Genomic DNA, 25,697 nt, shown 5'->3' on the forward strand with positions numbered 1-25,697 from the left:
GCTCGGCACCACACGCGGTCGTGGGACGTGCGGAACGCCAGGCGGCACTCTCCGTCCGATCGCAGGACGATTCCTGCGCGCCGTGCGAGAAGGACGTTCGTATCCGGAGCGACGGAGCGCCCGAACCCGCGAGAAGCCGGACGGGGCACCACGGTGTGTCTGTGCGCCACGACGGCAGGCCGGGCGCCGCGGGCATCACCACCGGTAGTCGCAACCGATTGCGAGGTTCCAGGTGAAACGTCGGCCTCCACAACGCTGCTCGATCGGACACTACCGGCTCCATCGAGGAGTGATGCACCACGGCTAGGCCCAGGAAGAGCGAGTCGGCCATATCGCCACCGTGACGCAGCCTGAAGGGCTTGGTCCGCGCCGTGAGACCGCATTCCGTTCTGCTCCCTCGGCTGCGACCTCGGAGTGCAGTATGCCCAACTCAACCCGCTTTGGTGGGGCCGCGATGCGAGCGGCGATGAAGGGCGCCTCTTCCGAAGTCCTGCTCACACCGCCTCAGCGGACGAGCCGTACTTCGGCTCCCCGCGAGATGGTCGCACGCCGGCGGGTGGACAACGGCAGTCGGACTGTTCCCGCGGTGCCGCCTGCCGACGGCAGGGTGCTCATCGACCGACAGAAGGTGATGGTGGTGAGCGGGCACCGTGGCTGCCGCTCAAACCACAGTGTCGGGCCCACGGGGACGGGCTCAGACAATGCTCCCCGCCATGTCACGGGTTGGAAGGTCAACTTCCGCCCTCCCGGAGCTTCCACGCAGCGCCCGCCGCTGCGTAGCCCGAATTCCGTGGCCCTCCGCGGCAGCCGCAGGTCCAGGCGGGCTGACATGGACCGAGTTCGGTCGCCCGACGCGCATGCGCGAAGGGAATCGAGCCGCGGGTACGTCTGTGATCAGCACGCAGTAGCCCCGCCGGTGCCGAGGAGAAACAAGGCGTGCTCCACCACTGCGGTACCGGTGACGTGAACGGGCAGGTGGGCCGTTCGCACTCAGCCATCCACTGCCGGGCCGACTGGTCTCGGCAGCCAGGCGGATCACAGGCGGTAGCTGGGCCTGGCGACGCACCCGACCACCCCGAGGCACCGGTTCTCCGAGTCAGGACGGCTGTCGCGTCTCGACCACCGCGAACACGATCGGTCGATGTTCCACGTGGAACGTCCAAACGTCCGAACGTCGGGGGCCTTCCCCGCTCAGGCCGAGTGGTCCCGGATGGCTTGCTCCGCGAGTTCGGCGTACGTCCAGCCGAGGTCGAATCCAGACGCCGACAGCGCCTGCGGTACGAGGGACGTCTCAGTGAGCCCCGGGAGCACGTTCGCTTCGAGGAACCACGGCGTCCCGGCTCCGTCGACGATGATGTCGACGCGGGACACGTGCCGCAGACCCAGAGCGCGGTGGGCGAGGACGGCCGCTGCCGATGCGGCGCTCGAGTGTTCCTCCGACAGGCGGGCGGGCGTGTAGAACGTGGTCTCCCCCGCGTTGTAACGAGCCTCGTACCCGTAGATCCCGTTGCGGGGCACGATCTCCACCGGTGCCAGCGCGAGCGGTCCGTCGCCCGTGTCGATGATGCCCACGGCGATCTCGGTCCCGCGGATGAGCTGCTCGACCACGGCGTCCTCGCAGTACGTGTAGGCAGCGACCATGGCACGAGGCAGATCGTCGACGTCCTCGACGAGGGTGACGCCCTGGGCACTCCCGCCACGGGCGGGCTTCACGGCGAGCGGTACGGGGTGCTCCGCGGCGATGGCCTGCAGCACACCCACGGCACCGAGTTCCCGGAACACGTCGTGCGACAGCGTGACGGAGCGGGGCGTCCGGACGCCGGCCCGAGAGACGAGCGCCGATGCGGTCGGCTTGTCCCATGCCAGGCGAGCCGACGTGGAGCGTGAGCCGACGTACGGGATGTCCAGGGCCTCCAGGATGCCGCGCAGCGCGCCGTCCTCACCGGACGCTCCGTGCAGCGCGGGCCACACGACGTCCGGGCGGTCCGCGCTCAGCGCCGGCAGCAACGACGCGTCGGCGTCACGGAGGTCGACCTGCCATCCGTACCCGGCGAGCGAGTCCGCGACGCGTCGTCCGGACCGCAGAGAGATGTCGCGTTCGTGCGAGATCCCTCCGGCGACGACGACGACGTGACGGCGGGCGAACTCAGCCATGTGTGTTCCTCTGCGAAGGGGTACGGTGGAGCGAAATGCCTGATCAGGACAGGTTCGGCGGCGGCGAGCTGACCGTGGAGTGGCTGACGGACGAGGCGGTCCGCGCCGTCGGGCCGAACGTCTCGATGAGCTCGAGCTCGTCGTTCACCACGGAGGCCAGGCGCTTGACGCCGACGCGGATCTGGTCAGAAGTGGGGTAGCAGAACGACAGGCGGATGTTGCCGGCTCCGCGACCGTCGGCGAAGAAGGCCGTGCCCGGCGTGTAGGCAACGAGCTCCTTGACGGCGCGCGGGAGCATGCCCTTCGAGTCGAGCGAGTCCGGCAGGGTCAGCCACACGAAGAAGCCGCCGTTCGGCACCGTCCAGTGCAGATCGGGCAGGAACTCCCCCAGCGCGGACAGCATCGCGTCGCGGCGCTCGGCGTACAGGCCGCGGAAGGTGTCGATCTGCCCCTTCCAGTCCGCTGCGTCGAGGTACGCGTTGACGACGTACTGACCGAAGGAGTTCGGGGCGAGGACGGCCGACTCGTTCGCGAGCACGAGCTTCTCGCGGATGGCGTGTGGCGCCAGGGCCCACCCGACGCGGAACCCGGGCGCGAGCGTCTTCGAGAACGAGCCGAGGTAGACCACGCCCTCGTCGTCGATCGACCGGATGGCCTGTGGGGCGGGCTCGTCGAACCAGAGCAGCCCGTACGGGTTGTCCTCGAGCACGAGGAGGTTGTTCGAGCGGCAGATGTCGAGGACCTCGATGCGGCGCTCGCGGCTCATCGTGACCCCGGCGGGGTTGTGGAAGTTCGGGATCGTGTACAGGAACTTCATCCGCTTGCCAGCGGCCCGGAGACGGCCGATCGTCTCGCGGAGGGCCTCCGGGACCAGTCCGTGCTCGTCCGTCGCCACGTGCACCGTCTCCGCCTGGTACGACCGGAACACACCGATGGCACCGACGTAGGACGGCGACTCCGCCAGGACGACGTCACCCGGGTCGATGAACAGCCGCGTCACGAGGTCCAGGGCGTGCTGGGACCCCGTGGTGACCACGACGTCCTCCGGGCTGGCACGGATGCCCTCCAGGCTCATCACGTCGACGATGTGCTCACGGAGGGGTCGGTGTCCCTGCCCACCGCCGTACTGCAGCGCCATGGCGGCGTCCTCCTGCATGACGCGGTCGATGGAGCCCGTGACGAGCTCCCGCGGCAGTGCGGAGACGTACGGCATGCCGCCGGCGAGCGAGACCACCTCGGGCCTCGACGCGACGGCGAACAGAGCTCGGACCTCGGAGGCGCTCAGCCCGGCGGTGCGCTGGGCGTAGGAGTCGTACCAGGGGTCGAGACTGTTGCCGTTCGTCATCGAGTTTCCTCCACTCGGTCGTTCTCGCCACAGTACGACATGCAACCGGGCATCCGTCGGTCCGCGACGAGGCCGATCGTCGATCGGTGGCCCGCTCCGGCCCGGAGGCCCGCCCCGCGTCCGCCCCGCCCGGCGCGCGGACATCGGCCCGGGACAGGCGAACGCCCCGCCCTCCGATGGAATGGAGGACGGGGCGTCCGGGTCTGTGGTGCGGGTCCCGCTCTACCGGTTCCCGCTGTGCCGGTTCCTCAGGCGAGGAAGTCGGCGAGGTCGGCCTCGAGGGCCGGCTTCGGCTTGGCGCCGATGACGGTCTTGACGACCTCGCCGCCCTTGAAGACCTTCATCGCCGGGATCGACGTGATCTGGTAGTTCATGGCCGACTGCGGGTTGTCGTCGACGTTGAGCTTGACGATCTCGATCTTGTCGGCGTGCTCCGCGGCGATCTGGTCGAGGATCGGCGACACCGCACGACACGGGCCACACCACTCGGCCCAGAAGTCGACGAGGATCGTCTTGTCGGACTTGAGGACTTCGGCCTCGAACGTGGCGTCGGTGACGGCCTTGGCGTTGCTCATGTTTGCTCCTTCGACGGAAGTCGGTTCGGTGAGGGGAACGTGGTCGACGGACCGGGCATTCCCCCGGTCGGCCACGACGGGGTCAGACCCGCGCGGTGACGTCGATGATCGCCTCGGTCGGGGTGACGCCCTCGGCCTGGTCGGTGATGCTGTGGTCGAGGTCGGCGAGGTACTTCTCGGCGTCGAGTGCCGCTACGGCACCGGAACCGGCGGCCGTGATCGCCTGGCGGTACGTCGGGTCGAGCACGTCGCCGGCGATGAAGACGCCCGGGACGCCGACCGCGCGGGACGAGCGGCCCTCGACGGCGAGCGTGCCCTCCGGGGCGATCTCGAGCTGGCCGTGCACGAGGTGGGTGCGGGGGTCGTTGCCGATCGCGATGAACAGGCCGTCCAGCGCCATCGAGGACTCCTCGCCGGTGACGGTGTCCCTGAGCGTGACGCCCTCGACCGCCGAGTCACCCGTGATGCCGGTGACCGTCTTGTTCCAGGCGAACTCGATCTTCGGGTCGTTCATGGCCCGGTCCTGCATGATCTTGGACGCGCGCAGGGTGTCCCCGCGGTGGATGATCGTCACCTTGTCGGCGAAGCGGGTGAGGAAGGTCGCCTCCTCCATCGCGGAGTCCCCGCCGCCGACGACGGCGATGTTCTTCTGACGGAAGAAGAAGCCGTCGCAGGTGGCGCACCACGAGACGCCGTGACCGGAGAGGCGCTCCTCGTCCGGGAGGCCCAGGTGCCGGTACGCGGACCCGGTCGCGTAGACGACCGCGAGGGCCTCGTACGTCTCGCCGGAGCCGACGGTGACCTTCTTGACCTGACCGGTGAGGTCGACGGAGACGGCGTCGTCGTACAGGACCTCGGCACCGAACTTCTCGGCCTGCTCCTGCATCTTGATCATGAGGTCGGGGCCCTGGACACCCTCGGGGAAGCCCGGGAAGTTCTCGACCTCGGTCGTCTTGGTCAGCTCGCCGCCGGTCTCGACGCTCGAGGCGACGATGAGCGGCTTCAGCTCAGCGCGCGCGGCGTAGATGCCGGCCGTGAACCCGGCGGGACCGGAACCGATGATGATGAGCTCGCGCATGACTGCCCTTCCGTTGCGTGCCACCGAGACAACCCATGCTAGCCGCGGGCCATTCCCGGGCAGCCGTGAGCGTCAGGCCCGCGGACGTCCCCCGTCGGGGCCCTGCTCAGCGGCCGAGTCGTGCCCGGACGAGGTCGACGGCGCTGCGCACCTCGGCGTTGCGGATGGCCGCCAGGACGCCGAAGTACACGGCCACCATGACGACCCCGCCCAGGACGACGGTGATGGCCGCGCTCGTGAAGTCCGCCATGGCGAAGCCGTCCTGGCGGAAGGCCCCGAAGAAGTGGACGACGACGAGGCCGACGGCGCCGGCCACGAGTGCGGCGACGACGAACTGCAGGTGCGACCGGGCGACCACCGGGCCCTCGATGCCGTCGAGCCGCCGACGGACGAGCACGAGCGCCACGATCGTCTGGGCCGACCCGGCGACGGTCGTGCACGCGGCGACGGCGAGACCGATGACCTGCCCGGGCAGCGCGGTCACGGCCAGGGCCCCGATGACGAACAGGCCCGACTGCACGAGCTGCATGAGGAACGGGGTCCGGTGGTCGTGCATGGCCCAGAACACCCGCTGGATGATGAAGAGCATGCTGAACAGCACCAGGCCGGGCATGTAGGCGAGGAGCACACCGCCGATGGACACCGCGCCCTCGAAGGTGTTCGAGAACATCCGTCCGAACGGCACCGCCACCACCATGAGCGCGACGGCCGAGAACACCGTGAACAGGCCGACGATCCGCAGGGACAGCGACAGGTTGCGGCGGACGGCGGCCAGGTCGCCGCGTTCGGCGTCGTGGCTCATGCGTGTGAAGTACGCGGTGGCGATCGACACGGCGATGATCGAGTGCGGGAGCATGAACAGCAGCCAGGCGTTCTGCAGCACGGCGTTGCCGGCGTTGCCGGAGCCGAGCGATGCCACGCGGGACTGCACGATCCCGGCCAGCTGGGTGACGAGGATCATCGCGAACAGCCATCCGGCCGCCGTCCCGGTGGCCTTGAGGCCGACGCCCCGCCAGCGGAAGTCGGGTCGGAAGGTCAGGCCGGCGCGCTTCCAGAAGAACGGCAGGAAGGCCGCCTGCGCGAGGACGCCAAGGGAGGCGCTGCCCGCGAGCACCGCGATCTTCAGCGGCGTCCAGTCGTCCGTCCCCGCGTTCATCGTGCGGTTGCCGAACAGCGCGATGAACACGACGAGGCCGGCGATCGCGATGACGTTGTTGATGAGCGGCGCCCAGGTGAACGGACCGAACACCTGCTTGGCGTTGAGGACCTCGCCGAGCAGCGAGTACATCGCGTAGAAGAGGATCTGCGGCAGGCACCAGAACGCGAAGGCGACCGCCAGGTCCGTCGCCGCCGGGGAGAAGCCCTTGCCGTCGTCCGCCTGGGCGGCGTAGACGCGGACCAGGACCGGGGCGAGCAGGGTCGCGATGATCGTGATCACGACGAAGACCGAGCCGCCGAGCGTCACGATCTTGTTGACGTAGGCGCGCCCGCCGTCGCCGTTCTGGCTCATCGAGCGGACGATCTGCGGGATGAGCACCGCGGAGAGCAGGCCGCCCGCGATGAGCGCGTAGATGTTGTTCGGGAGCTGGTTCGACACCGCGAACGCGTCCGCCGCACGGGAGTTCGCCTGCCCGATCGCGTACGCGAGCACGAACGTCTTCGCGAAGCCGAGCAGTCGCGACACCATCGTCCCGACCGCGAGCAGGGCACTCGCCCGTCCGAGGTCGCGTCCGCCCTCCGCTGCGGTGTCGACGTTCCCGGTCGTGGTCGGCGGGGTGGTGCTGATGGTCGGCTCCTCGGACACACGGCGGTCGGTGGGCTGGCGACGGTCGTCGCGGGTGCTGTCGTCGTCGTGGTGGTCTGCCGGGAGGCTCGACTGCACCCCGGCTCGCATGATTGCGTCCTCGAGCCGGTCGCCGTCGGCCGCCACCGTGTCGGTGCCGGAGCTGGCCGCGGCGATCGCGGTGGCGGCCCCGGGAACGGTGGCGGCCCCGGGGACGGGGGTCGGGCCTCCAGGCGGGGTTTCGACGGCGGGCTCCCCCGGCGCCGGCGGCTGGACCTCGAGCGGACGGTTCGGGTCCTCGGGCTCGGGCTCGGGCTCCCCGTTGCGACGACGGAGTCGGCGCCGCACGTTGCGGATGATGCCGAAGCCGAAGACTGCGATGACCGCGATGGCGGCGACGGCCGTGATGACCGTCTCCCACTGCGCCTGCACGTTGATCTCGACCGTCGCGGGCGTCGAGATCCGGGCCCCGGTCGCGCTCGTCAGGGACATCGACAGGGCGACCTTGCCGTTCGCGACCGACTGCACGGGGAAGGTGGTGCGGGTCGAGGAGCGGGGCTGGATGGTGACCTCGACCGCGTTCTGCTCGATGCGCAGGAACGAGTTCGACGGCGAGACGGTCAGGAAGACGGTGACGGCGTGGTCGGACCGGTTCCGCACCGAGATCGGCAACGAGGACCGGTCACCGAGCAGGGTGATGTCGCTCGAGTTGACGATGTTGACGCTGTTGACGGTCTCGTCGTTGTCGGCGACGAGCGTGTCGATCGCCGTCGAGAGGCCCTCGGGGTCGGCACGCCACGCGTTCGAGGCCGCCGCGAGGGTCGCGAGCCGGGCGGGGGCGGTGACGGACGCGGGGTCCTGCACGGCGCTGGCGAAGTCGGTGAGGTCCTGCTCCGACCCGACCAGGCGGCGGAGCGTCTCGAGCCGGTCGTCGTCGACGCCGGCGCTCTGCAGCGTGAGCGAGCCGGGGGTGGCGTCGACCACGGTGGAGAAGTCCGTCGGCGAGACCCAGACGGTGCTCTCGAGGGTGTCGAGGGCCTGGTCGAGGCGGCTGGAGTCGGTCGGCCAGGACCGGTCGAGCGTGAGGAGGAGCGGCCCGGTCGCGGTGCCCTGGACGGCCACGGTCGCCAGGGTGGCGGTGAGTTCCGACATCGCGTCCGTGTAGGCGCGGCCGTTCGTGGCACCGGCGGCGTCCCGGAGGAGCGCCGACATCGCCTGGTCGGCCACGAGCCCCTGCGTCGGACCGATGGACTCCGACGCGGCGACGGTGGCACCGGCACCGGCGGAGGTGTTGCCGCTCGAGACGATGGTGGAGCGGTACCCGGCCTCGCTGAGGGCCGGCAGGTCGTCGGTGGCGACGGTGCCTTCGGCGGGCCAGGCGACGGTGTCGAGCGTCCACGGGAAGTCGACGAGCGACTCCGACGTGGGGATGGTCGTCGGGGCGTCCGGCTCCGTGGTGCTGCCGTCGTCCGTCGGGTCGCCGGGGCTCGCGGGACCGGTCGCCGCGTCGGTGGCACCGACACCGTCCTGGTCCGGTGCGTCGGTGCTCGAGGTCCCGGGGGTGGCCCCGTCCGCGGGCGTGGCCGTCGGGCTCGGGGTCGCGCCCGGGAAGCGGTCGTCCTCGACGGCGGCGGCGATCGCCTGGTCGAAGGAGATCGGCGCGGCGATGCCCGGCGACCCGGCCTGGTTGAGTCCGGTGACGTCGGCGTCCGCGTAGGTGAGCGGGAACTTCTCGTTCCGCAGGCCCTCCAGGCGCTCCAGCCAGGCCGTCGCGGTGCTCGGGGCGTCGTCCCCGAGGAGCCGGATCGACGCGATGATCCGCGGGTCGACGGCGAGGGCGACGCTGTGGTCCTCCGCTGCGTCGAGTTGCTGGGTCAGCGTGCCGTCGACCGCGGTGGCCGAGGCGAGGGCACCGGCGGTGAGGACGCCGTCCTCGGTCGCGGGCACCGTCACGGGCATCGCGACGGCGACGTCGACGGGCGCGCGGTCGAGCGCGGGGTTCCAGGTGAAGGCGGACCGCCCGACCGCGAACGTCGAGCCGGCTGCGTACGAGGCCGCGATGCGTCGTGCACCGAACGGGTTGAGCGTGCCGAGTCGGACGTCGGCGAACGGGACGCTGATGTCACTGACCGTGACGGAGCGGTGTGCCGGGACGACCGGGACGTCCACCTCGCCCATGGGCTCACCGGGGTAACCGTCAGGTGTGGTGTCGCCCAACCAGTCGGTCAGGATGTCCCGGGTCCCGACCACGGGTCGGATGATGTCGAGGTCGGCGCTCCCCGCGGGCAGCGCGACGTCCGTGTCGTTCGTCACGGTGAGGGACAGCGAGAGGTCGTCACCGAGCTCGAGGACCCCTCGCCCGGACGGGGTCAGCGCGACGGAGGTGGTGCCGGACTGTGCGGCGCTCGGATCGGCGGGCTTCGTGGTGGTGGCGGCGTCGGCGACGTCCACTGCGGCGGGCGCGATGACCAGACCGGTGGCGACCAGGGCGGACGCGGCGGCGGCGAGCACGGTACGGAGTATCTGCATGTGAGAGGGCCCTGGTCGTGAGCGGGCCACGACGAGTGTATGAGGCACGACCATGACGACAGGCGGGCGCGCAGGTGCTCGCCGTCATCATCTGGGATGATCGACGGCGTCATGCAGTCCGTAGCCCAGGCCGTCGAACGTCTCGACGCACTCGCCGCCACCGACACCGTCGACGTCCTCGCACGGGCGTTCGCCGCCGCCGGTCACGAGCTCGCCCTCGTCGGCGGGCCCGTCCGCGACGCCTTCCTCGGCCGCCCCGTGACCGACCTCGACTTCACCACCGACGCACGTCCGGACGAGATCCTGGCGATCGTCGGACCCCTCGCGAAGACGACGTGGGACGTCGGGCGCCAGTTCGGCACCATCGCCGCACTGGTCCGGGGCGAGCAGGTCGAGATCACGACCTACCGCAGCGACGTCTACGACGGCGAGACCCGCAAGCCCGAGGTCACCTTCGGCGACACCATCGAGGACGACCTGCTCCGCCGCGACTTCACCGTCAACGCGATGGCGCTCCGACTCCCCCAGCGGGAACTCGTCGACGTGCACGGCGGTGTCGAGGACCTGCTCGCCGGACGTCTGGCGACCCCGCAGGCTGCCCCGATCTCCTTCCGCGACGACCCGCTCCGGATGATGCGGGCGGCACGGTTCACGGCGCAGCTCGGGTTCACGGCGTCCGACGACGTCCGGGCCGCGATGTCCGACCTCGCCGACTCGATCGACATCGTCTCCGCCGAGCGCGTGCGGGACGAGCTCGTGAAGCTGCTCAACACGTCCGACCCGGTCGAGGGGCTCCGGCTCCTCGTCGACACCGGGATCGCCGAGCGGATCCTGCCCGAGCTGCCGGCGATGAAGCTCGAGATCGACGAGCACCACCACCACAAGGACGTGTACGAGCACTCGCTCACGGTCCTGACCCAGGCGATCGGGTACGAGGCGGAGCGTCACCCCGGCGACGCCCCCGACACCGTGCTCCGGCTCGCCGCGCTCCTGCACGACATCGGCAAGCCCGCGACCCGCAAGCTCGAGCCCGGCGGCGCGGTGAGCTTCCACCACCACGACCTGGTCGGGTCCAAGCTCGCGAAGAAGCGACTGCGGGCGCTGCGGTTCGACAACGACACGATCGCCTCGGTCGCGCGCCTGATCGAGCTACACCTCCGGTTCTTCGGGTACACCGAGGGGGCCTGGACCGACGCCGCCGTCCGCCGCTACGTCCGCGACGCCGGCGACCAGCTCGAGCGGTTGCACGAGCTCACCCGCTCCGACGTCACCACCCGGAACCGTCGGAAGGCGGACCGGCTCGGCTTCGCCTACGACGACCTGGAGGCCCGGATCGCCGTCCTCGCGGAGCAGGAGGAACTCGACTCCATGCGTCCGGACCTGACGGGCGACGACATCATGCGCATCCTCGACATCCCGCCGGGGCGGGCCGTCGGCGAGGCGTACCGCTTCCTGCTCGAGGCGCGGATGGACGAGGGGCCGCTCGGTCCCGAGGACGCCGAGGCGCGCCTCCGCGCCTGGTGGGCGTCCCGCGACGCGTCCGCCTGACCGGCGCCGGTCGCTCTGCACAGCCGGTGGCGCGCCTCCAGGCCGTCCGCTACGATGGGCAGGTTGTCTCGCGCGCATGCAGCGTGCCGAGACACATGCATCAACCCTCCTGCCCCGGGAACTGCCCGGGGCCGCTGAGACCAGAGGAGGTGGGTTCCGCATGCACCAGTACGAACTGATGGCGATCCTCGACCCCGAGATCGATGAGCGCACCGTCGCTCCCAGCCTGGACAAGTTCCTCGCGGTCATCCGCAACGACGGTGGCACCGTCGACAACGTGGACGTCTGGGGCCGTCGCCGGCTCGCGTACGAGATCGCGAAGAAGAACGAGGGCATCTACGCCGTCGTGAACTTCACGTCGTCCGCCGACTCCGCCAAGGAGCTGGACCGCCAGCTCGGTCTCTCCGAGGCCGTCCTGCGCACCAAGGTCCTCCGCGCCGAAGAGGGCATGGCCCAGGTCGCCGCTCAGAAGGAGCGCGACGAGGCCCGTGCCGCCCGCAAGGCCGCCAACGCGTCGGCTTCGGCCGCCACGACCGCGAGCGCCGAGTAGCCCGTGGCCGGCGAAACCGTCATCACGGTGGTGGGCAACCTCACCGCGGACCCGGAGCTGCGCTACACGCAGAACGGGCTCGCCGTGGCGAACTTCACCATCGCGTCGACCCCTCGCACGTTCGACCGTCAGGCGAACGAGTGGAAGGACGGCGACGCGCTGTTCCTCCGTGCGAGTGTGTGGCGCGAGTTCGCCGAGCACGTGGCGGGGTCGCTGACGAAGGGCTCGCGCGTCATCGCGCAGGGCCGTCTCCGTCAGCGTTCCTACCAGGACCGTGAGGGTCAGCAGCGGACGAGCATCGAGCTCGAGGTCGACGAGATCGGCCCCTCGCTCCGGTACGCGACCGCCCAGATCACCCGTGCACCGGGTGGCAGCGGCGGTGGCGGCGGGCGCGGCCAGGTCGGCGGCGGGGGCAACTCCGGCGGTGGCTTCGGCGGCAACTCCGGTGGCGGCGGTCAGTCCGACGCACCGTGGTCCCCGCAGGGTGGTCAGCAGGGCGGCGGCAACGCACAGTCGAACGACGTGTGGAGCACCCCCGGCGGCACCTACGACGACGAGACCCCGTTCTGATCCGCGACCACACGGTCTGACGGACACACAACTTCTCTCTCTGTAAGGAAGAACAATGGCTGGAAAGAGCACCGGCGACCGCCGGAAGCCTCGCGGCAAGGGCGGCAAGAACGCCGCTCCCGCGAAGGCGATCAAGGTCGGCGTCATCGACTACAAGGACGTCGCGACCCTGCGCAAGTTCATCTCGGAGCGTGGAAAGATCCGCGCCCGTCGCATCACCGGCGTCTCCGTCCAGGAGCAGCGCCTCATCGCCCGTGCCGTGAAGAACGCCCGTGAGATGGCGCTCCTCCCCTACGCCGGCTCCGGCCGCTGATCGGAGGTCGACACATGTCGAAGCTCATCCTCACCCACGAGGTCTCCGGCCTCGGTTCCGCCGGTGACGTCGTCGACGTCAAGAACGGCTACGCCCGCAACTACCTGATCCCGCAGGGCTTCGCCGTGTCGTGGTCGAAGGGCGGCGAGAAGCAGATCGAGTCGATCCGTGCAGCTCGCACCGCGCGCGAGCTCGCCACCATCGAAGAGGCACAGGACCTCAAGATGAAGCTCGAGAACGCCACCATCCAGCTGTCGGTCAAGGCCGGCAAGGACGGTCGTCTGTTCGGCTCCGTCCGCCCGGCAGACGTCGCTGACGCCGTCCAGGCACAGGGCGTCGGCTCGCTCGACAAGCGCAAGGTCGAGGTCCCCGCGACCATCAAGACCGTCGGTGACCACGAGGCCACCGTGCGTCTGCGCGAGGACATCGTCGCGACCATCTCGCTGAAGGTCGTCGCCGCGAAGTAGCAGCACACAGCACCGCCGGAGGGCGGGTCTCCCACCACGGGAGGCCCGCCCTCCGTCGTTCCCGCACCGGGTGCACGACCGCGCCCTGCACGGTTGCCCTCCCGGCGTGTCGGAAGGGGTCGGGACCGCTCCGGAGGCCCTGGTCGGCTGAGCGGTTCCGGTGCAAGGAACACCGATGGCCGGTTACCGCCGGCCCCCGCCCTGCGCCTGGGAGCCACCCGAGTGGAACCGGATCACGAGGCCGTTTGTCAAGTCGGTTCTGCACAGTGGAAGGCTCGTAGGTGAACCTTCGACTCGCAGTTGAAGTCGAGTTCTCCACACACGGTGTGGAACGAAAAAGCCCCGATCAGCAGTCGAAAGTGTGTTCTCCCGCGGAGTTCTCCACAGCGGAGTGCACAACCATCCACACAGGTCTCCGGCGTGTTCCGCAATCGTTCCACAGAGTTGTCCACAGGGCCTGTTGCTGGGGATAACTCTGTACCCGTAGCGTGAGCCAGCGACTCGGGGATGTCGGTCGCCCGGGGTAGAACTGCTCGGTGTGGAACGGTTCGGCGGGTCGTCCGCCAGCACCGCCGTGAACACCGCACCGCCATGAACACTGAGGAGCACCTGTGTCGATCGCGCATCTGGAGCCGGCCCCCCGGGAGTACGCCGAGCGGAACGCCGACCGGACTCCCCCGCACGACATGCTCGCGGAGCAGTCGACGATCGGCGGGATGATGCTGTCGAAGGACGCCGTCGCCGACGTCATCGAGACCGCCCGCGGTGTCGACTTCTACATCCCCAAGCACGAGGTCATCTTCGACGCGATCCTGTCGCTGTACTCCCACGGTGAACCGACCGACGTCATCGCCGTCACCGACGAGCTGACGAAGACGGGCCTGCTGTCCCGCGGCGGTGGCGCCGAGTACCTGCACAGTCTGACCAGCATGGTCCCGACCGCGGCGAACGCTGGGTACTACGCGGCGATCGTGGCCGAGAAGGCCGTCCTCCGCCGTCTGGTCGAGGCCGGTACCCGCATCGTGCAGATGGGCTACGCGAGCGAGGGTGAGGTCACCGACCTCGTCAACAGCGCGCAGGCCGAGGTCTACAACGTCGCCGGCGGCGTGCAGACCGAGGACTACGTCCCCCTGACCGAGGCCATCGGCACCGCCATCGACGAGATCGAGGCCGCGAAGGGTCGTGACGGGCAGATGACCGGCGTCCCGACGGGGTTCGCCCAGATGGACGCCCTGACGAACGGCTTCCACCCCGGACAGCTCATCATCGTGGCCGCCCGACCCGCACTCGGGAAGTCGACCCTGGCGCTCGACCTGTGCCGCGCCGCCGCGCTGAAGCACAACCAGACCGCCGCGTTCTTCTCGCTCGAGATGGGCCGCGCCGAGATCGCCATGCGTCTGCTCTCCGCCGAGTCGAGCGTTCCGCTGCAGAACATGCGCAAGGGCACCGTCGACACCCGCGACTGGACCACCATCGCGCAGACCCGCGGGCGCATCAACGACGCTCCGTTCTTCATCGATGACTCCCCCAACATGACCCTCGTCGAGATCCGTGCCAAGTGCCGGCGCCTGAAGCAGCAGCACAACCTGAAGCTCGTCGTCATCGACTACCTGCAGCTCATGACCTCCGGCAAGAAGGTCGAGAGCCGTCAGCAGGAGGTGTCCGAGTTCTCGCGGGCGCTCAAGCTCATGGCGAAGGAGTTGCAGGTCCCCGTCATCGCACTGTCGCAGCTGAACCGTGGACCCGAGCAGCGTGCCGACAAGAAGCCGATGATCTCCGACCTGCGTGAATCCGGGTCGATCGAGCAGGACGCCGACATGGTCATCCTGTTGCATCGTGAGTCGGCGTACGAGAAGGACAACCCGCGGCAGGGTGAAGCCGACCTGATCGTGGCGAAGCACCGCAACGGGCCGACGGACACGATCACGGTGGCGTTCCACGGGATGTTCTCGCGGTTCGTGGACATGCCGCAGTAGGGGAGTGTGAGACGGCGATACCCCGGTCAAGCAGCACAGGGAAGTCGTCGTGGTTGTCGCCGCCAGTCGCGTACCGGTGGACGAGCGGCTTGCAGGACGGTCTCGCAGTACCGTTTCGGGATGGACTACTCCTTCTCCGCGCCGACCGCGATGGAGTTCAAGACGCTCTATGACGAGACTGGTTGGGGGGACTGGGCTCTGGACCGATTCGAGCGCGCTCTGTCCGGGAGCTGGATCGTCTGCACCGTCAGGGATGACGCCGGCCGCCTGGTTGGCATGGGCAGGCTCATCAGCGACGGGGCGCTTCACGCCTTCGTGACGGAGATGATCGTCACCGAAGAGGCTCGAGGTGGAGGTATCGGCGGCCAAGTCCTCGCGCGCCTTGTCGACGAGGCACGTCGCCGCGGAGTGGACGACGTACAGCTCTTCGCGGCCCGAGGTCGGGCTGAGTTCTACGAACGCCACGGCTTTGAGCGCCGGTCTGAGAGCGGGCCCGGCATGGACGTAGCAAGCGATCACCAGCCGATCGGCTAACGAGGCAGCGCTCAGCGGGTGAGGCGAGGGTGAGGCCGTTGGTGTCCGCTCGGTCAGGTGAGCCGGCTTGAGCTGCGGTTCCGCGGATGTAAAGCGGGAGGGGCCACTGGTTGACTGCCCCTCCCGCTCGCTACGACTAGCGCTCGGCAGAGCCGTGCGGCGTCAGAGGAGCGTGACGTTGTCAGCACCCCAGTACGCCATCTGATGCGCGATCTTGCCGTTCTCGTCGAACGACATGACCTCGATGATGTCGATGGTGAGGTCGCGCCCATCGGCGTTGGCCCAAAGCCGGAACGAAAACGCGGCTTGGTTGCCGAGGGAGAACGTGATCGGCGCGGTCAGCTGAGCCTTCTGCGGAACGAAAGGCACATCCTGCAGCTGCGCCATGGCATCGAAGAGCTCGGTGCCGGTTCCACCGATCGTCATCGGTGCTGTGCCCACCGGGTCTTCCCCGACGCGGGGCACGGCGAGGTACGTGTCGGCGTACTCCGTGTCCTGCGCGCCGCCGTCGACGAATGCGACGTAGCCCTCGATCGCTGCACGCATGTGCTCCTCAGACGGGGCGCCGGAGGGCCGCTGGAGCTGCTCACCTCCATCGAGGTGTCGAAGCAGTCTGCTGAAGCTGAATTCGGTAGCCATGGGCTCTCCTTTGCGAGTGCACGCGCCCGTTCCGGACGCTCGCTGACATCGTGCAACGTTCACACTCTGTGAAGGTCAAGTCAGGGTGACGGGCTCCCTGCGTCGTCTAACGTTGTCGGCATGAGAACCTTCGAGGGTGTGGCTTGAGGATCGGGGAGTTGGCGCAGCAGACCAAGATCCCGGCGCGGATGTTGCGGTACTACGAGGAGCAGGGGTTGCTCACCCCAGAGCGTCTCGACAACGGGTACCGCGACTACGACCAAAGCCTCGTGGGGCGCGCAGAGAAAATCCGCTGCTTTGTGGACGCGGGTGTTCCGCTCCGCGCCATCGACTCCATCCTTTCGAGTGTCGGCGACGCGCGCGGTTCGCTGCATCCCGAGATGACTGAGGAGTTCGTTGAGATGCTCGTTCGTGAACGTGACCGCATGCGCGAGCGGGTTGCAACCCTCGAACGGAACATCGCTTCTTTGACCGAGCTCATCGAGAGCACAGGTTGGGACTGACGCGATGAGGGGCTGATCGTGCTCCGTGCAGTAGCGGACATGGCAGCTTCAGCTCCGCCGGCGGCAGCTTCAGCTGATGATGAGTTCGGTCGATTCCTGGTTCTGGTTCAGCGTGTAGAACCGGCGTGCGATCTCGGTCGCGGGGAGATGTCCAAAGCCTTCCGGGGGGCTGGTGCCGATCCAGACACCGATGGCGACGTGAGCGACGGTCACGCCGGTACCGGCCAGACCGTGCCCGAGGTTCACGGACCAGTTGCGGAGCGCTGCGGCACCGATGCTGACGTCTCCGTACTCGGGCCATGGCGTGACGCTGGTGATGCCCGTGGTGAAGAGGAGCGTGCCAGCTCCGGCGGCGAGCATCGCGGGTAGGACCGCGTCGGTGGCGGTCATGGCGCCGTAGAGGTGGTGGTCGATTTGTGCGGCTACGTCGGTGGGGGTGACGTTGCGGATGTCGACGGCGCCGGAGGCGGCGGGCGAGTACTCGAGGACGTCGATGCTGCCGAAGTGGGCGGTCACATCGGCGAGAGCCTCGCTCAGTCCGTCCTTGTCGGTGACGTCTGCGGGGAAGGCCGCGGCGGTAACGCCGTCACGGCGCAGAGCGTCTTCGAGGCGGGCGAGCTTGGTCGGGTTGCGGGCGATGAGGGCGACGTCGTACCCGTGCGAGCCGAACTCGCGGGCGATGGGGAGGCCGAGGCCCGGGCCGGCTCCGACGATGGCGATGGTGGGCATTCGTGGTCCTGTTCGGTGGGTGGATGCCAGGGGTGGTGCGATGCAGGACCACCCCTGGTGGTGTCAGATGGTGGCGGCGTCGATGACGAAGCGGTAGCGGACGTCGGACTTGAGGACGCGGTCGTAGGCGGTGTTCACCTCGGACGCGTTGATCAGCTCGATCTCGGAGGCGATGCCGTGCTCGGCGCAGAAGTCCAGCATCTCCTGGGTCTCGGCGATGCTGCCGATCGCGGTCGCGGTGAGGGAGCGACGGTTGCCCATGAGCGCGAACACCGACACGGGCATCGGCTCCGCGGGTGCTCCGAGGTTGACCATGGTCCCGTCGAAGGCGAGCAACGACAGGTAGGACCACATGTCGACCGGGGCGCTGATGGTGTTGAGGATCAGGTCGAAGGTGCCGGCGAGGTTCGCGAAGGTGCTCTCGTCGCTGGTCGCGTAGTAGTGGTCGGCGCCGAGGCGGATGCCGTCGTCCTTCTTGCTGAGGGTCTGCGACAGCACGGTGACTTCGGCACCCATGGCGTGGGCGATCTTGACGGCCAGGTGTCCGAGGCCTCCCATGCCGACGATGGCGACCTTCTTGCCCGGGCCGGCGTTCCAGTGCGCCAGCGGCGCGTACGTGGTCACGCCAGCGCACAGCAGCGGGGCTGCTGCGTCGAAGGGGATGTTCTCGGGGACGCGGACGACGAAGTCCTCGACGACGACGATCTCGGTGGCGTAGCCTCCCTGGGTGGTGCTCCCGTCACGGTCGACGCTGCCATAGGTGTAGGTGGCGCCGTTGAGGCAGTAGTTCTGCTGCCCGGCGAGGCAGTTTGCACACTCCCGGCAGGAGTTGACCGTGCAGCCCACGCCGACTCGGTCACCGACCTTGTGCAGCGTGACATCGGAGCCGATCTCAGCGACGGTGCCAACGATCTCGTGGCCCGGGACGAGGGGGTAGTTGATGGGTCCCCATGCCCCGCGGACGGTGTTGATGTCGGAGTGGCAGATGCCCGAGTAGGCGATGTCGATCCGGACATCGTTTGGACCGACCGAGCGGCGCTGGATCGTTGTGGCGGAGAGCGGATCGGTTGCGGAGGTGGCGGCGAAGGCGCGTGCAGTAGTCATTCGTCTAGGAAACGGTGTCAGTGCCCAAGGCGGCAGTCCGGAACGAAGGGGTCACTCGCACTGACTCTCAGCCGTGGAGGGCCGAGCTTAGAGTCGGAGCATGGACCACAGGACCGAGATGCGGGAGTTTCTTGCTTCTCGCCGCGCACGGGTCCGGCCTGAAGACGCCGGCCTTCCCGGTGGCGGAGGCCGACGTGTGCCAGGCCTTCGCCGCGAGGAACTTGCCGCTCTGGCCGGGGTGAGTGTCAGTTGGTACACGCGCCTCGAACGTGGTGACACCGTCGGCGCCTCCGACGCCGTCCTCGAAGCGATCGCCCGCACCTTGCAACTCGACGACCTCGAACGGCAACACCTCATCCGTCTCGCGCGCGGGAGCCAAACCGTCACCACCAAGGCCTCTGCTCGAAAACCCGCGCCGCGGACCATTCGGCCGACCCTGCAACTGATCCTCGACCAGATGACTGACATGCCGGCGATCGTGCAGAACGGTCGGGCAGACGTCGTTGCGATGAACTCGCTTGGACGAGCCTTCTACTCAGGACTCGTCGCCAGCCCGTCGGCGTCGATGAATCACGCCCGCTACATCCACCTCGATCCGGGATCGAAGGTGTTCTACCGGGAGTGGGACGAGATCGCCAGCAACAGTGCCGCGATGCTCCACGTCGCCGCTGCCAAGGATCCTCTTGACCAGGACCTGTCGAACCTCATCGGGGAGCTCGCGACACGATCCGCGGACTTCCGTGTTCGGTGGGCTGCCCGCAACGTCCATGAACACCAGTCGGGCATCAAGCACGTCAACCACGATCTCGTGGGCGAGATCGAGCTGTCGTACGAGACGCTGGCGCTTCCGGGGCATCCGGGGTTGATGTTGTACGTCAACGCCGCGGCCGCAGGAAGCCCCGCGGCCGATGCGCTGCGCCTGCTCGCCGCCTGGTCCGCGCCCCAACTCGCGTCCGACACGCGCCGCGACCGCGACCACCACCAGGACTGACCCCTCAACAGGATCGAGGCTCGGGAGTGCATTGTCCCGGCTGACGAATCCCACCACCCAGCACCAACAACGGAGAAGCATGAAGGCTTGGCAGTTCACCGACACCCACGCACCACTCTCGAAGGTCGAGCTCCCGGTCCCAGAACCCGGTGCGGGGGAAGTCGTTCTCGCAGTGAAAGCTGCCGGAATCTGCCACTCGGACGTCGGACTCTTCGACGACGAGAAGTGGCTGAATCTGATGACCGTCCCGGTCACCCCGGGCCACGAAGTCGCCGGCGAGATCGTCTTGGTCGGTGAGGCCGTCACCGAGTACGCCGTGGGAGACCGCGTGGCGCTGTGGTCGCTCGGGGACTCGCTGGGCTACCGACGCGACGGCGGGTTCGGAGAGTACGTCCGCGCATCAGTCAGCAACCTGGTCCGCATCCCGGACAACGTCCCCCACGAGGCAGCGTTCTTCGCCGAACCGGGTATGACCGCCCACGCGGCTGTCGTCACCGTCGGCAAGGTCACCTCAGGTCAAAAGGTTGGAATCATCGGCTTCGGGGGACTCGGACAGATCGGAACGAGGGTCGCCGCTCTCACCGGTGCGCGAGTGTTCGTCGCGGAGATCAACCAGGACGTCTGGGCTCGGGCAACCGAAGCCGGTGCCGAGCGCGTCGTCACCGACATCCGCGAGCTCGCCGATGAAAACCTCGATGTGATCGTCGACTTCGCAGGCTTCGGCAGCACGACGGCTGGTGCCATCTCGGCCATCGGCCAGGGCGGACGTGTCGTGCAGGTCGGTATGGGGCGTCTCGAGGCCACAATCAACACCTACGACCTCATCCTGAAGGGCGTCACCCTCGTCGGGTGCATCGGGGGCGGTAAGGACTCCATGGAAGCGGTTCTCGGCTGGATTTCCTCCGGCGACATCCAGCCAGCAATCGAGAAGACCGTCTTCGACGACATCCCGGACGCAATCGAGCGACTCAAGCAAGGGCGCGTCAACGGCCGACTCGTCGCCATCTACTGAAGTCCCAGGCGGAGTTGGTGAAGAAGTGTCCATGACGGGCAGGACAATGCTCCTCGGCGCGATGCTCGGCACTCCCTACGGCAACCACCCGGGAGCATGGCGCATGCCATGGGCGAAGCCGGACGAGTACACCGATGTGCACGCGCACGTACGAACTGCCCAGACCGCTGAACGAGGCGGACTCGACTACCTGTTCTACCCCGATCGGACCTTCATCTGGGGGGACTTGGAATCCGGTCCGCCCATCGTGTCCATCGACCCGGTCATGCTGCTCGCCGCCGTGTCTGCGCAGACGACGAAGATCGGGCTGGTTCCGTCGGTATCCACCTCCTTCAACGAGCCGTACGGAATCGCCCGTCAGCTCCGAGCACTTGACGTCATGAGTCACGGCCGCGCCGGGTGGAACCTCATCCCGAGCTACGAGCCAGAAGCCTTCGCCAACTTCGGGCTGCCTGTGCCGTCCCGGGAAGACAAGTACGGACGACTTCACGAAGTCGTGCAGATCACCCAAGCGTTGTGGGCCAGTTGGGGACGTGAGGCAGGCGCCCCGGACAAGGTCACGGGGCGTTTCGCCGACACCTCCCACATCCGGCCGATCGGCCTGCAGGGGCGCCAGGTTGGTTCACGAGGCCCGTTGCAGATCCCACCGTCGGAGCAGGGGCAACCGGTCGTGTTCATGCCTTTCGCCAGCGGTGCCGGCGTCCAGGCTGCGGGGATGTACGCCAACGGCATCATCGGCATGCCTTCTTCGATCGAGGAAAGCCGGTCACAACGGGACATGATGCGCTCCGTGACCGAAGCGGCTGGCCGCGACGCGGACGAGGTGAAGTACCTCTCCTTCGCCACCTTCGGTCTCGGACCAACCGAGAACGAGGCCGTGAAGCGGCGCATGGCATTGGAGGACGCTGCTGGCATCGACAAGCGCCTGGCGCATCTATCAATGATGCTCGGCTTTCGCCTCGACGCCCGCGACCGTGACAAGCCCCTCACGGTGACGCAGGTCCAGGGTATGCAGCGCCGCTCCGGGTCACGGCAAGAGGTCCTGGCGCACCGGCTCGCCTCCGAAGGGCGATCCCTGCGAGAAATCCTGGGCCATGGAGTCCTCGACCAAAACCCTGGCGTGGTCGGCACCGGGGAGCAGGTTGCGGACATGTTTCAAGAGTGGGTGGAAGCCGGGGCCACCGATGGCTTCTCCATCGTTGTTGATGACCTCCACGACGGCCTTGACGACTTCGTCGACCAGGTCGTTCCGATCCTTCGGCGCCGCGGCCTCCGCCCCGCTGACTACGGAGGGTCCACACTGCGCGAGCACCTCGGCCTCGCCGAGCAGATCGGCCGCGACCCCCGCCTTACAGACCGCGCGGCTGAGGACTAACCGCGATAGTCCACTAACGCGGAGTGGCCGACCGTGCGTCTCACATGGGTGGTCCGCTGATCGTCTCTGTGCCGGTGCTGAAGCGGACAGGTGCTTTGTCAGAAACGATCGTTTCTGAAGCGTCCGGTCATGGACTATCGAGACGGCCTTAGCGCCGTCGAAACGGCGACAAGATGTTTGGTCGAATCGAGTGACACGCGCGCCGTCGCCGAGACTCGTAAGCGGAGTCGGCGACAAGTAGTGAGTCCGCCGACAGGAGTTGTCGTGTCGTCCGCCAGTCGCGTACCGGTGGACGAGCGGCTTGCAGGACGGTCTCGCAGTACCGTTTCGGGATGGACTACTCCTTCTCCGCGCCGACCGCGATGGAGTTCAAGACGCTCTATGACGAGACTGGTTGGGGGGACTGGGCTCTGGACCGATTCGAGCGCGCTCTGTCCGGGAGCTGGATCGTCTGCACCGTCAGGGATGACGCCGGCCGCCTGGTTGGCATGGGCAGGCTCATCAGCGACGGGGCGCTTCACGCCTTCGTGACGGAGATGATCGTCACCGAAGAGGCTCGAGGTGGAGGTATCGGCGGCCAAGTCCTCGCGCGCCTTGTCGACGAGGCACGTCGCCGCGGAGTGGACGACGTACAGCTCTTCGCGGCCCGAGGTCGGGCTGAGTTCTACGAACGCCACGGCTTCGAGCGCCGGGCCGAGAGCGGACCCGGCATGGACGTAGCGAGCGTTCGCTAGCCCATCCTCTACCGGCCAGCTGTCATGAGCACCACGCGTCCCGTCGTCGCAGCGTTGTTCGGCAGCGACGATGATGAGGCCCTGGTCGTGCTCGGGGCAGTGCGTAGTGCTGAGTTGCGCGACCGGTCGATGGCCTCGGCTCGCCCTTCGATAGGGACGGACCCGAGGCGCGGGTAGTCGCCCGTGAAAGGCGGAAGGTCAGATCATGATGGTCGTCTTGGTCAATGTCACCGTCACTCTCAACGAATACGAAACCAAGCGGATCGAGAAGTTCGCAGCGAACGTGATCGTCACGAGCAACCGTCCGACGGACGAAGTCACGAGCGACACCCGTGACCGCATCGACAACGCGGTGGGGCTCCGGGACCGGCTCTTGGTTGCGCGTACCGCTGCGGAGAAGGCGGCTGGAAGTGAGCAGGGCGCCGCTGCGGAGCACCCGCGGCGGGCTTGTCGGCGTGGGATAGCGCTGACCGTCGCGACCGCCACGCGGAGCAGATGGCCACGCCGGCGTCGACCCCGTCGCCGTGCAGGCGCAGTACGGTGCCGACGTCTCCAACGCCAAGCATCCGCGGTCTGCCATCACGACCACGCGTGGTGTCGCGAAGGCCCGCAAGAGCGTGACCCGGGCGATGGGTACTCATCGTGAGCGTGGGTAGAGCGGCCGGTACCCGCTGGTATCGCGCGTATGTCAGGATCGCGGCGTGGCCGCGCCGACGGCCGGACGGGGGACCCGATGACCGACGCGATGACAGCCAACGAAGGCCGGCCGACAGCGGAGGGCCGGTGGTGGATGGGGGCCCGGGGCGTCCTCTCCGCCGCGACGATCGGCGCTCTCGTGCTGCTCGCCGGCCTCGTCGTCGCAGAGCAGCCAGGCCGTCCCGACCTGCGGACGGTCGCTGCCGATGGTGGTTGTGGCGGATGGTCCGAGGACAGGCCGGGGTTCGATGAGTCGGTGCTGACCGTCGCGTTCCTCGTCGAGAACCCGTCGGCCGAGCCGGTGACGATCCGAGGGACCCGCATGACGTGGGACGCCGGACTCAAGTCGGTGCGCGTGCAACTCGCGCGACCGATCGTCGGCGTCGACGAGGGCGCGATGTTCGGCTACTTCTCCGACGACATCGACGCGGACCACGTGCTGCCGACCCGGGGCGCGGTCATCCCGGCGAATGGGTCGATCCGGGTCGCCGCCGAGATGCACCTCTGGCCGGGGGCGGACTCGGGGCACCTGACCGGGCTGCGGTTCCTGACGGACGGGCCGCTCGGCACACTGCGGACCGAGACACTGCCGGTCGGGGTGGGGATGATGGCACCGGACGTGAAGAGCTGCTGACGAGGAGGTCTCCGGCGCTCATTCGTCATGACGCGAGCAGCAGGTGGCTTGGCGCAGATGACAGCGCTCGGATCCGGGCGTGCGATCCATCTCCCACACATTTCAGGGATGGTCGCTGCTCTTGTTCGGTCGCCGCCTTCGGTCGCGAGCACCTCTCCGACGCGCCCTCGCACGCACGCCAGGTGTCCTCGGGCTGCTTCTATGATGCGAGCATCTGAGCCACGACCGCGTACAGCTCCTCGGGATGCCGGGCGAGCATCTGCTTGATCAACGCAGCCTGCTCGTCCACCACGACCTCGTAGTCGCCGCGCTCGACCCCGTCCAGGGTTGCGCGCGCAACGTCCGCCGGGTCGGTCTTGGCCATCGAAACACCCGCCGCCATGTCCGTGTCGGCTACTCCGAGGTGCACGGACGTCACCGTTGTCCCTTGTCCGGCCAGCTCATGACGCAACGCGTTGCCCATGTTCCACAGGGCAGCTTTCGACACCGCGTAGGCGGAGGCCCCTGGCATCGCCAGCCAGGAGGCGCCCGAGGCGATGTTCACGATGCTCCCACCGCCGTTCGCGGCCAGGACAGGTGCGAAGGAGCGGATGACGTTGAGGGTGCCCCAGACGTTCGTGTCCATGTCGGCGTGCGCTGCGTCCAGATCGCCCAACAGGGTCGCTGTGGTCGCGATACCGGCGTTGTTGATCAACAGATCAACGTCGGTCGCTACAGCGGCGGCCGCGGCGACGGACGCCGGGGAGGTGATGTCGAGGGCGAGGCGCTCCACACCCTCGAGGTCGATCAGTTCAGGACGTCGGGCGGTCGCGTACACGTTCGCCCCGCGTGCGACCAACTGGGCGGCGAGATGACGACCGATACCGCGGTTCGCGCCGGTGACGAGGGCAGTGGCTCCAGAGAGGTTCATGCCGCTACGCTAGAACCTGACATCAACGTGAGAATCAAGCCCAGGAGCCGAAGAATGCGGATCGGTGCACTTGCAGAACGCGCTGGCGTCAGCGTTCGGTCGCTTCGGTACTACGAGGAACAGGGACTCCTCGAGTCGGAGCGGACCACGGGCGGGCACCGGGAGTACCACGATTCCGACGTGACGCGTGTGCGCTTCATGCAGATGCTCTACGCAGCGGGCATGCCGAGTCGCCGAATCGTCGAACTCTTGCCGTTCCTCGACAACGGCGTGGCGACACCGACGATGCTCGACCACTTCGACGAGGAGAGCGATCGCATCCAACGCCAGATCGAGGACCTCACCGCCACCCACGATCGCCTCACACGGCTCCGCGACATCGCGGCGGAATCAGTCGCGGGGCGGCCACCAGAAGAGTGTCGCTCCTCAGCGAACGCAGCCGCCGCTTGACCGGGTCGTTCCCCCTGCCCGTGAGCACCACGCCCTGCGTGGCGCCGCGGTGTTCGCACCTGCAGGGTGGGGAGCCATCACAGTCGACAGCCGTTGTTCGAATGTCGGAGACCCCGCTCGAGCTCAGTGCTCGAGCGGGGCCGTGGTCAGGGATGTGCTGACGTCAGTTCTGTCCGCCGCCACGGGTTCCCTGCCGGGCGTCGGTCATGGCGAAGCTCCCTGCCCGGTCATCGTCGTCATCGACATTCGCAACGCCCTCCGCTGAACTATCCGCTACCGAGCGTGAAGCTCTGGGAAGTCGAGGGCTGGCGAATCGTTTGCCCTCGCCGCGTCGAACGGCTCCTCGGGATGTCGAGATCCTCGAGTAGTCGTTGGGCGTTTTGTCACACCGATCGAGTTCATGGGTCAGTGTGTGGACGGTTCCTGTTCGACCTCGCGGCGGTCGTTGTCGGACCAGAGGGTGTGGAACGTGCCGTCCTTGTCGATGCGCTGGTAGGT

23 protein-coding genes are annotated in these 25,697 nt (G+C 68.2%); 14 read left to right on the forward strand and 9 right to left on the reverse strand.

Annotated elements, in window-relative coordinates; translation table 11 throughout:
• Positions 1-1,191 precede the first annotated feature (1,191 nt).
• The 5 genes from DEJ32_RS15025 to DEJ32_RS16430 all read right to left on the reverse strand — a co-directional run bounded on the left by DEJ32_RS15025 (position 1,192) and on the right by DEJ32_RS16430 (position 9,464).
• A complete protein-coding gene (locus DEJ32_RS15025) occupies positions 1,192-2,154 on the reverse strand; it encodes a D-alanine--D-alanine ligase (protein ID WP_110889422.1) in 963 nt (320 codons plus the stop codon).
• 43 nt (positions 2,155-2,197) lie between these two features.
• On the reverse strand, positions 2,198-3,499 hold the full coding sequence (locus tag DEJ32_RS15030) for a PLP-dependent aminotransferase family protein (protein ID WP_110901867.1): 1,302 nt from the start codon (positions 3,497-3,499) through the stop codon (positions 2,198-2,200).
• A gap of 248 nt (positions 3,500-3,747) precedes the next feature.
• Complete coding sequence (trxA, locus tag DEJ32_RS15035) at positions 3,748-4,074, reverse strand: thioredoxin (RefSeq protein ID WP_110825783.1); 327 nt, start codon at positions 4,072-4,074, stop codon at positions 3,748-3,750.
• Between the two features lie 82 nt (positions 4,075-4,156).
• Positions 4,157-5,152 carry a thioredoxin-disulfide reductase gene (gene trxB, locus DEJ32_RS15040; protein WP_110901868.1) on the reverse strand — a complete coding sequence of 332 codons (996 nt, stop codon included), beginning with the start codon at positions 5,150-5,152 and terminating at the stop codon, positions 4,157-4,159.
• 106 nt (positions 5,153-5,258) lie between these two features.
• The gene (locus tag DEJ32_RS16430; protein WP_220033041.1) at positions 5,259-9,464 is read right to left on the reverse strand and encodes a DUF6049 family protein; all 4,206 of its coding nucleotides are present in this window, start codon (positions 9,462-9,464) and stop codon (positions 5,259-5,261) included.
• A 111-nt stretch (positions 9,465-9,575) separates the two neighbouring features.
• On the opposite strand from DEJ32_RS16430, the gene DEJ32_RS15050 reads away from it, so the two are divergent.
• From DEJ32_RS15050 to DEJ32_RS15080, 7 genes are all read left to right on the forward strand, one after another.
• Positions 9,576-11,012, forward strand: coding sequence for a CCA tRNA nucleotidyltransferase (locus DEJ32_RS15050; protein WP_110901882.1), 1,437 nt, complete (start codon positions 9,576-9,578; stop codon positions 11,010-11,012).
• Between the two features lie 160 nt (positions 11,013-11,172).
• Entirely contained in the window at positions 11,173-11,562 is a 390-nt protein-coding gene (gene rpsF, locus DEJ32_RS15055; RefSeq protein ID WP_110825785.1) for a 30S ribosomal protein S6, read from the forward strand.
• Between the two features lie 3 nt (positions 11,563-11,565).
• Entirely contained in the window at positions 11,566-12,132 is a 567-nt protein-coding gene (locus tag DEJ32_RS15060; RefSeq protein WP_110825786.1) for a single-stranded DNA-binding protein, read from the forward strand.
• A gap of 55 nt (positions 12,133-12,187) precedes the next feature.
• Positions 12,188-12,445, forward strand: coding sequence for a 30S ribosomal protein S18 (rpsR, locus tag DEJ32_RS15065; protein WP_056121021.1), 258 nt, complete (start codon positions 12,188-12,190; stop codon positions 12,443-12,445).
• Between the two features lie 14 nt (positions 12,446-12,459).
• Positions 12,460-12,912 (forward strand): 50S ribosomal protein L9, encoded by a 453-nt coding sequence (gene rplI, locus DEJ32_RS15070; RefSeq protein ID WP_110825787.1) that lies wholly within the window; start codon positions 12,460-12,462, stop codon positions 12,910-12,912.
• Between the two features lie 611 nt (positions 12,913-13,523).
• Positions 13,524-14,888, forward strand: a complete 1,365-nt coding sequence (gene dnaB / locus DEJ32_RS15075; protein ID WP_110825788.1) for a replicative DNA helicase — start codon at positions 13,524-13,526, stop codon at positions 14,886-14,888.
• Between the two features lie 120 nt (positions 14,889-15,008).
• Entirely contained in the window at positions 15,009-15,422 is a 414-nt protein-coding gene (locus tag DEJ32_RS15080; RefSeq protein ID WP_110901869.1) for a GNAT family N-acetyltransferase, read from the forward strand.
• A 162-nt stretch (positions 15,423-15,584) separates the two neighbouring features.
• Here the strand turns inward: DEJ32_RS15080 and DEJ32_RS15085 are convergent, their stop codons facing one another.
• Positions 15,585-16,061, reverse strand: a complete 477-nt coding sequence (locus DEJ32_RS15085) for a hypothetical protein (RefSeq protein WP_146234188.1) — start codon at positions 16,059-16,061, stop codon at positions 15,585-15,587.
• A 158-nt stretch (positions 16,062-16,219) separates the two neighbouring features.
• Here DEJ32_RS15085 and DEJ32_RS15090 point away from each other — a divergent pair, with 158 nt between their 5' ends.
• A complete protein-coding gene (locus DEJ32_RS15090; RefSeq protein WP_258368165.1) occupies positions 16,220-16,564 on the forward strand; it encodes a MerR family transcriptional regulator in 345 nt (114 codons plus the stop codon).
• Positions 16,565-16,633: 69 nt separating this feature from the next.
• Here the strand turns inward: DEJ32_RS15090 and DEJ32_RS15095 are convergent, their stop codons facing one another.
• Together DEJ32_RS15095 and DEJ32_RS15100 are read right to left on the reverse strand one after the other, a co-directional pair.
• On the reverse strand, positions 16,634-17,293 hold the full coding sequence (locus tag DEJ32_RS15095) for an SDR family oxidoreductase (RefSeq protein WP_110901872.1): 660 nt from the start codon (positions 17,291-17,293) through the stop codon (positions 16,634-16,636).
• A gap of 63 nt (positions 17,294-17,356) precedes the next feature.
• Positions 17,357-18,397, reverse strand: coding sequence for an NAD(P)-dependent alcohol dehydrogenase (locus tag DEJ32_RS15100; protein WP_110901873.1), 1,041 nt, complete (start codon positions 18,395-18,397; stop codon positions 17,357-17,359).
• Between the two features lie 100 nt (positions 18,398-18,497).
• On the opposite strand from DEJ32_RS15100, the gene DEJ32_RS15105 reads away from it, so the two are divergent.
• From DEJ32_RS15105 to DEJ32_RS15125, 5 genes are all read left to right on the forward strand, one after another.
• A complete protein-coding gene (locus DEJ32_RS15105; protein ID WP_110901874.1) occupies positions 18,498-19,388 on the forward strand; it encodes a helix-turn-helix transcriptional regulator in 891 nt (296 codons plus the stop codon).
• Positions 19,389-19,467: 79 nt separating this feature from the next.
• Positions 19,468-20,400 carry a zinc-binding dehydrogenase gene (locus DEJ32_RS15110; protein WP_110901875.1) on the forward strand — a complete coding sequence of 311 codons (933 nt, stop codon included), beginning with the start codon at positions 19,468-19,470 and terminating at the stop codon, positions 20,398-20,400.
• A 31-nt stretch (positions 20,401-20,431) separates the two neighbouring features.
• Positions 20,432-21,775, forward strand: a complete 1,344-nt coding sequence (locus tag DEJ32_RS15115) for an NtaA/DmoA family FMN-dependent monooxygenase (RefSeq protein WP_146234189.1) — start codon at positions 20,432-20,434, stop codon at positions 21,773-21,775.
• Positions 21,776-22,107: 332 nt separating this feature from the next.
• Entirely contained in the window at positions 22,108-22,509 is a 402-nt protein-coding gene (locus tag DEJ32_RS15120) for a GNAT family N-acetyltransferase (protein WP_110901877.1), read from the forward strand.
• A gap of 745 nt (positions 22,510-23,254) precedes the next feature.
• A complete protein-coding gene (locus tag DEJ32_RS15125) occupies positions 23,255-23,839 on the forward strand; it encodes a hypothetical protein (protein WP_146234190.1) in 585 nt (194 codons plus the stop codon).
• Positions 23,840-24,038: 199 nt separating this feature from the next.
• Here the strand turns inward: DEJ32_RS15125 and DEJ32_RS15130 are convergent, their stop codons facing one another.
• Complete coding sequence (locus tag DEJ32_RS15130) at positions 24,039-24,749, reverse strand: SDR family oxidoreductase (RefSeq protein WP_110901879.1); 711 nt, start codon at positions 24,747-24,749, stop codon at positions 24,039-24,041.
• A gap of 54 nt (positions 24,750-24,803) precedes the next feature.
• On the opposite strand from DEJ32_RS15130, the gene DEJ32_RS15135 reads away from it, so the two are divergent.
• Positions 24,804-25,199, forward strand: coding sequence for a MerR family transcriptional regulator (locus DEJ32_RS15135; protein ID WP_110901880.1), 396 nt, complete (start codon positions 24,804-24,806; stop codon positions 25,197-25,199).
• Positions 25,200-25,697: the final 498 nt, after the last annotated feature.

Source organism: Curtobacterium sp. MCPF17_046, assembly GCF_003224295.1.
Taxonomy (GTDB): domain Bacteria; phylum Actinomycetota; class Actinomycetes; order Actinomycetales; family Microbacteriaceae; genus Curtobacterium.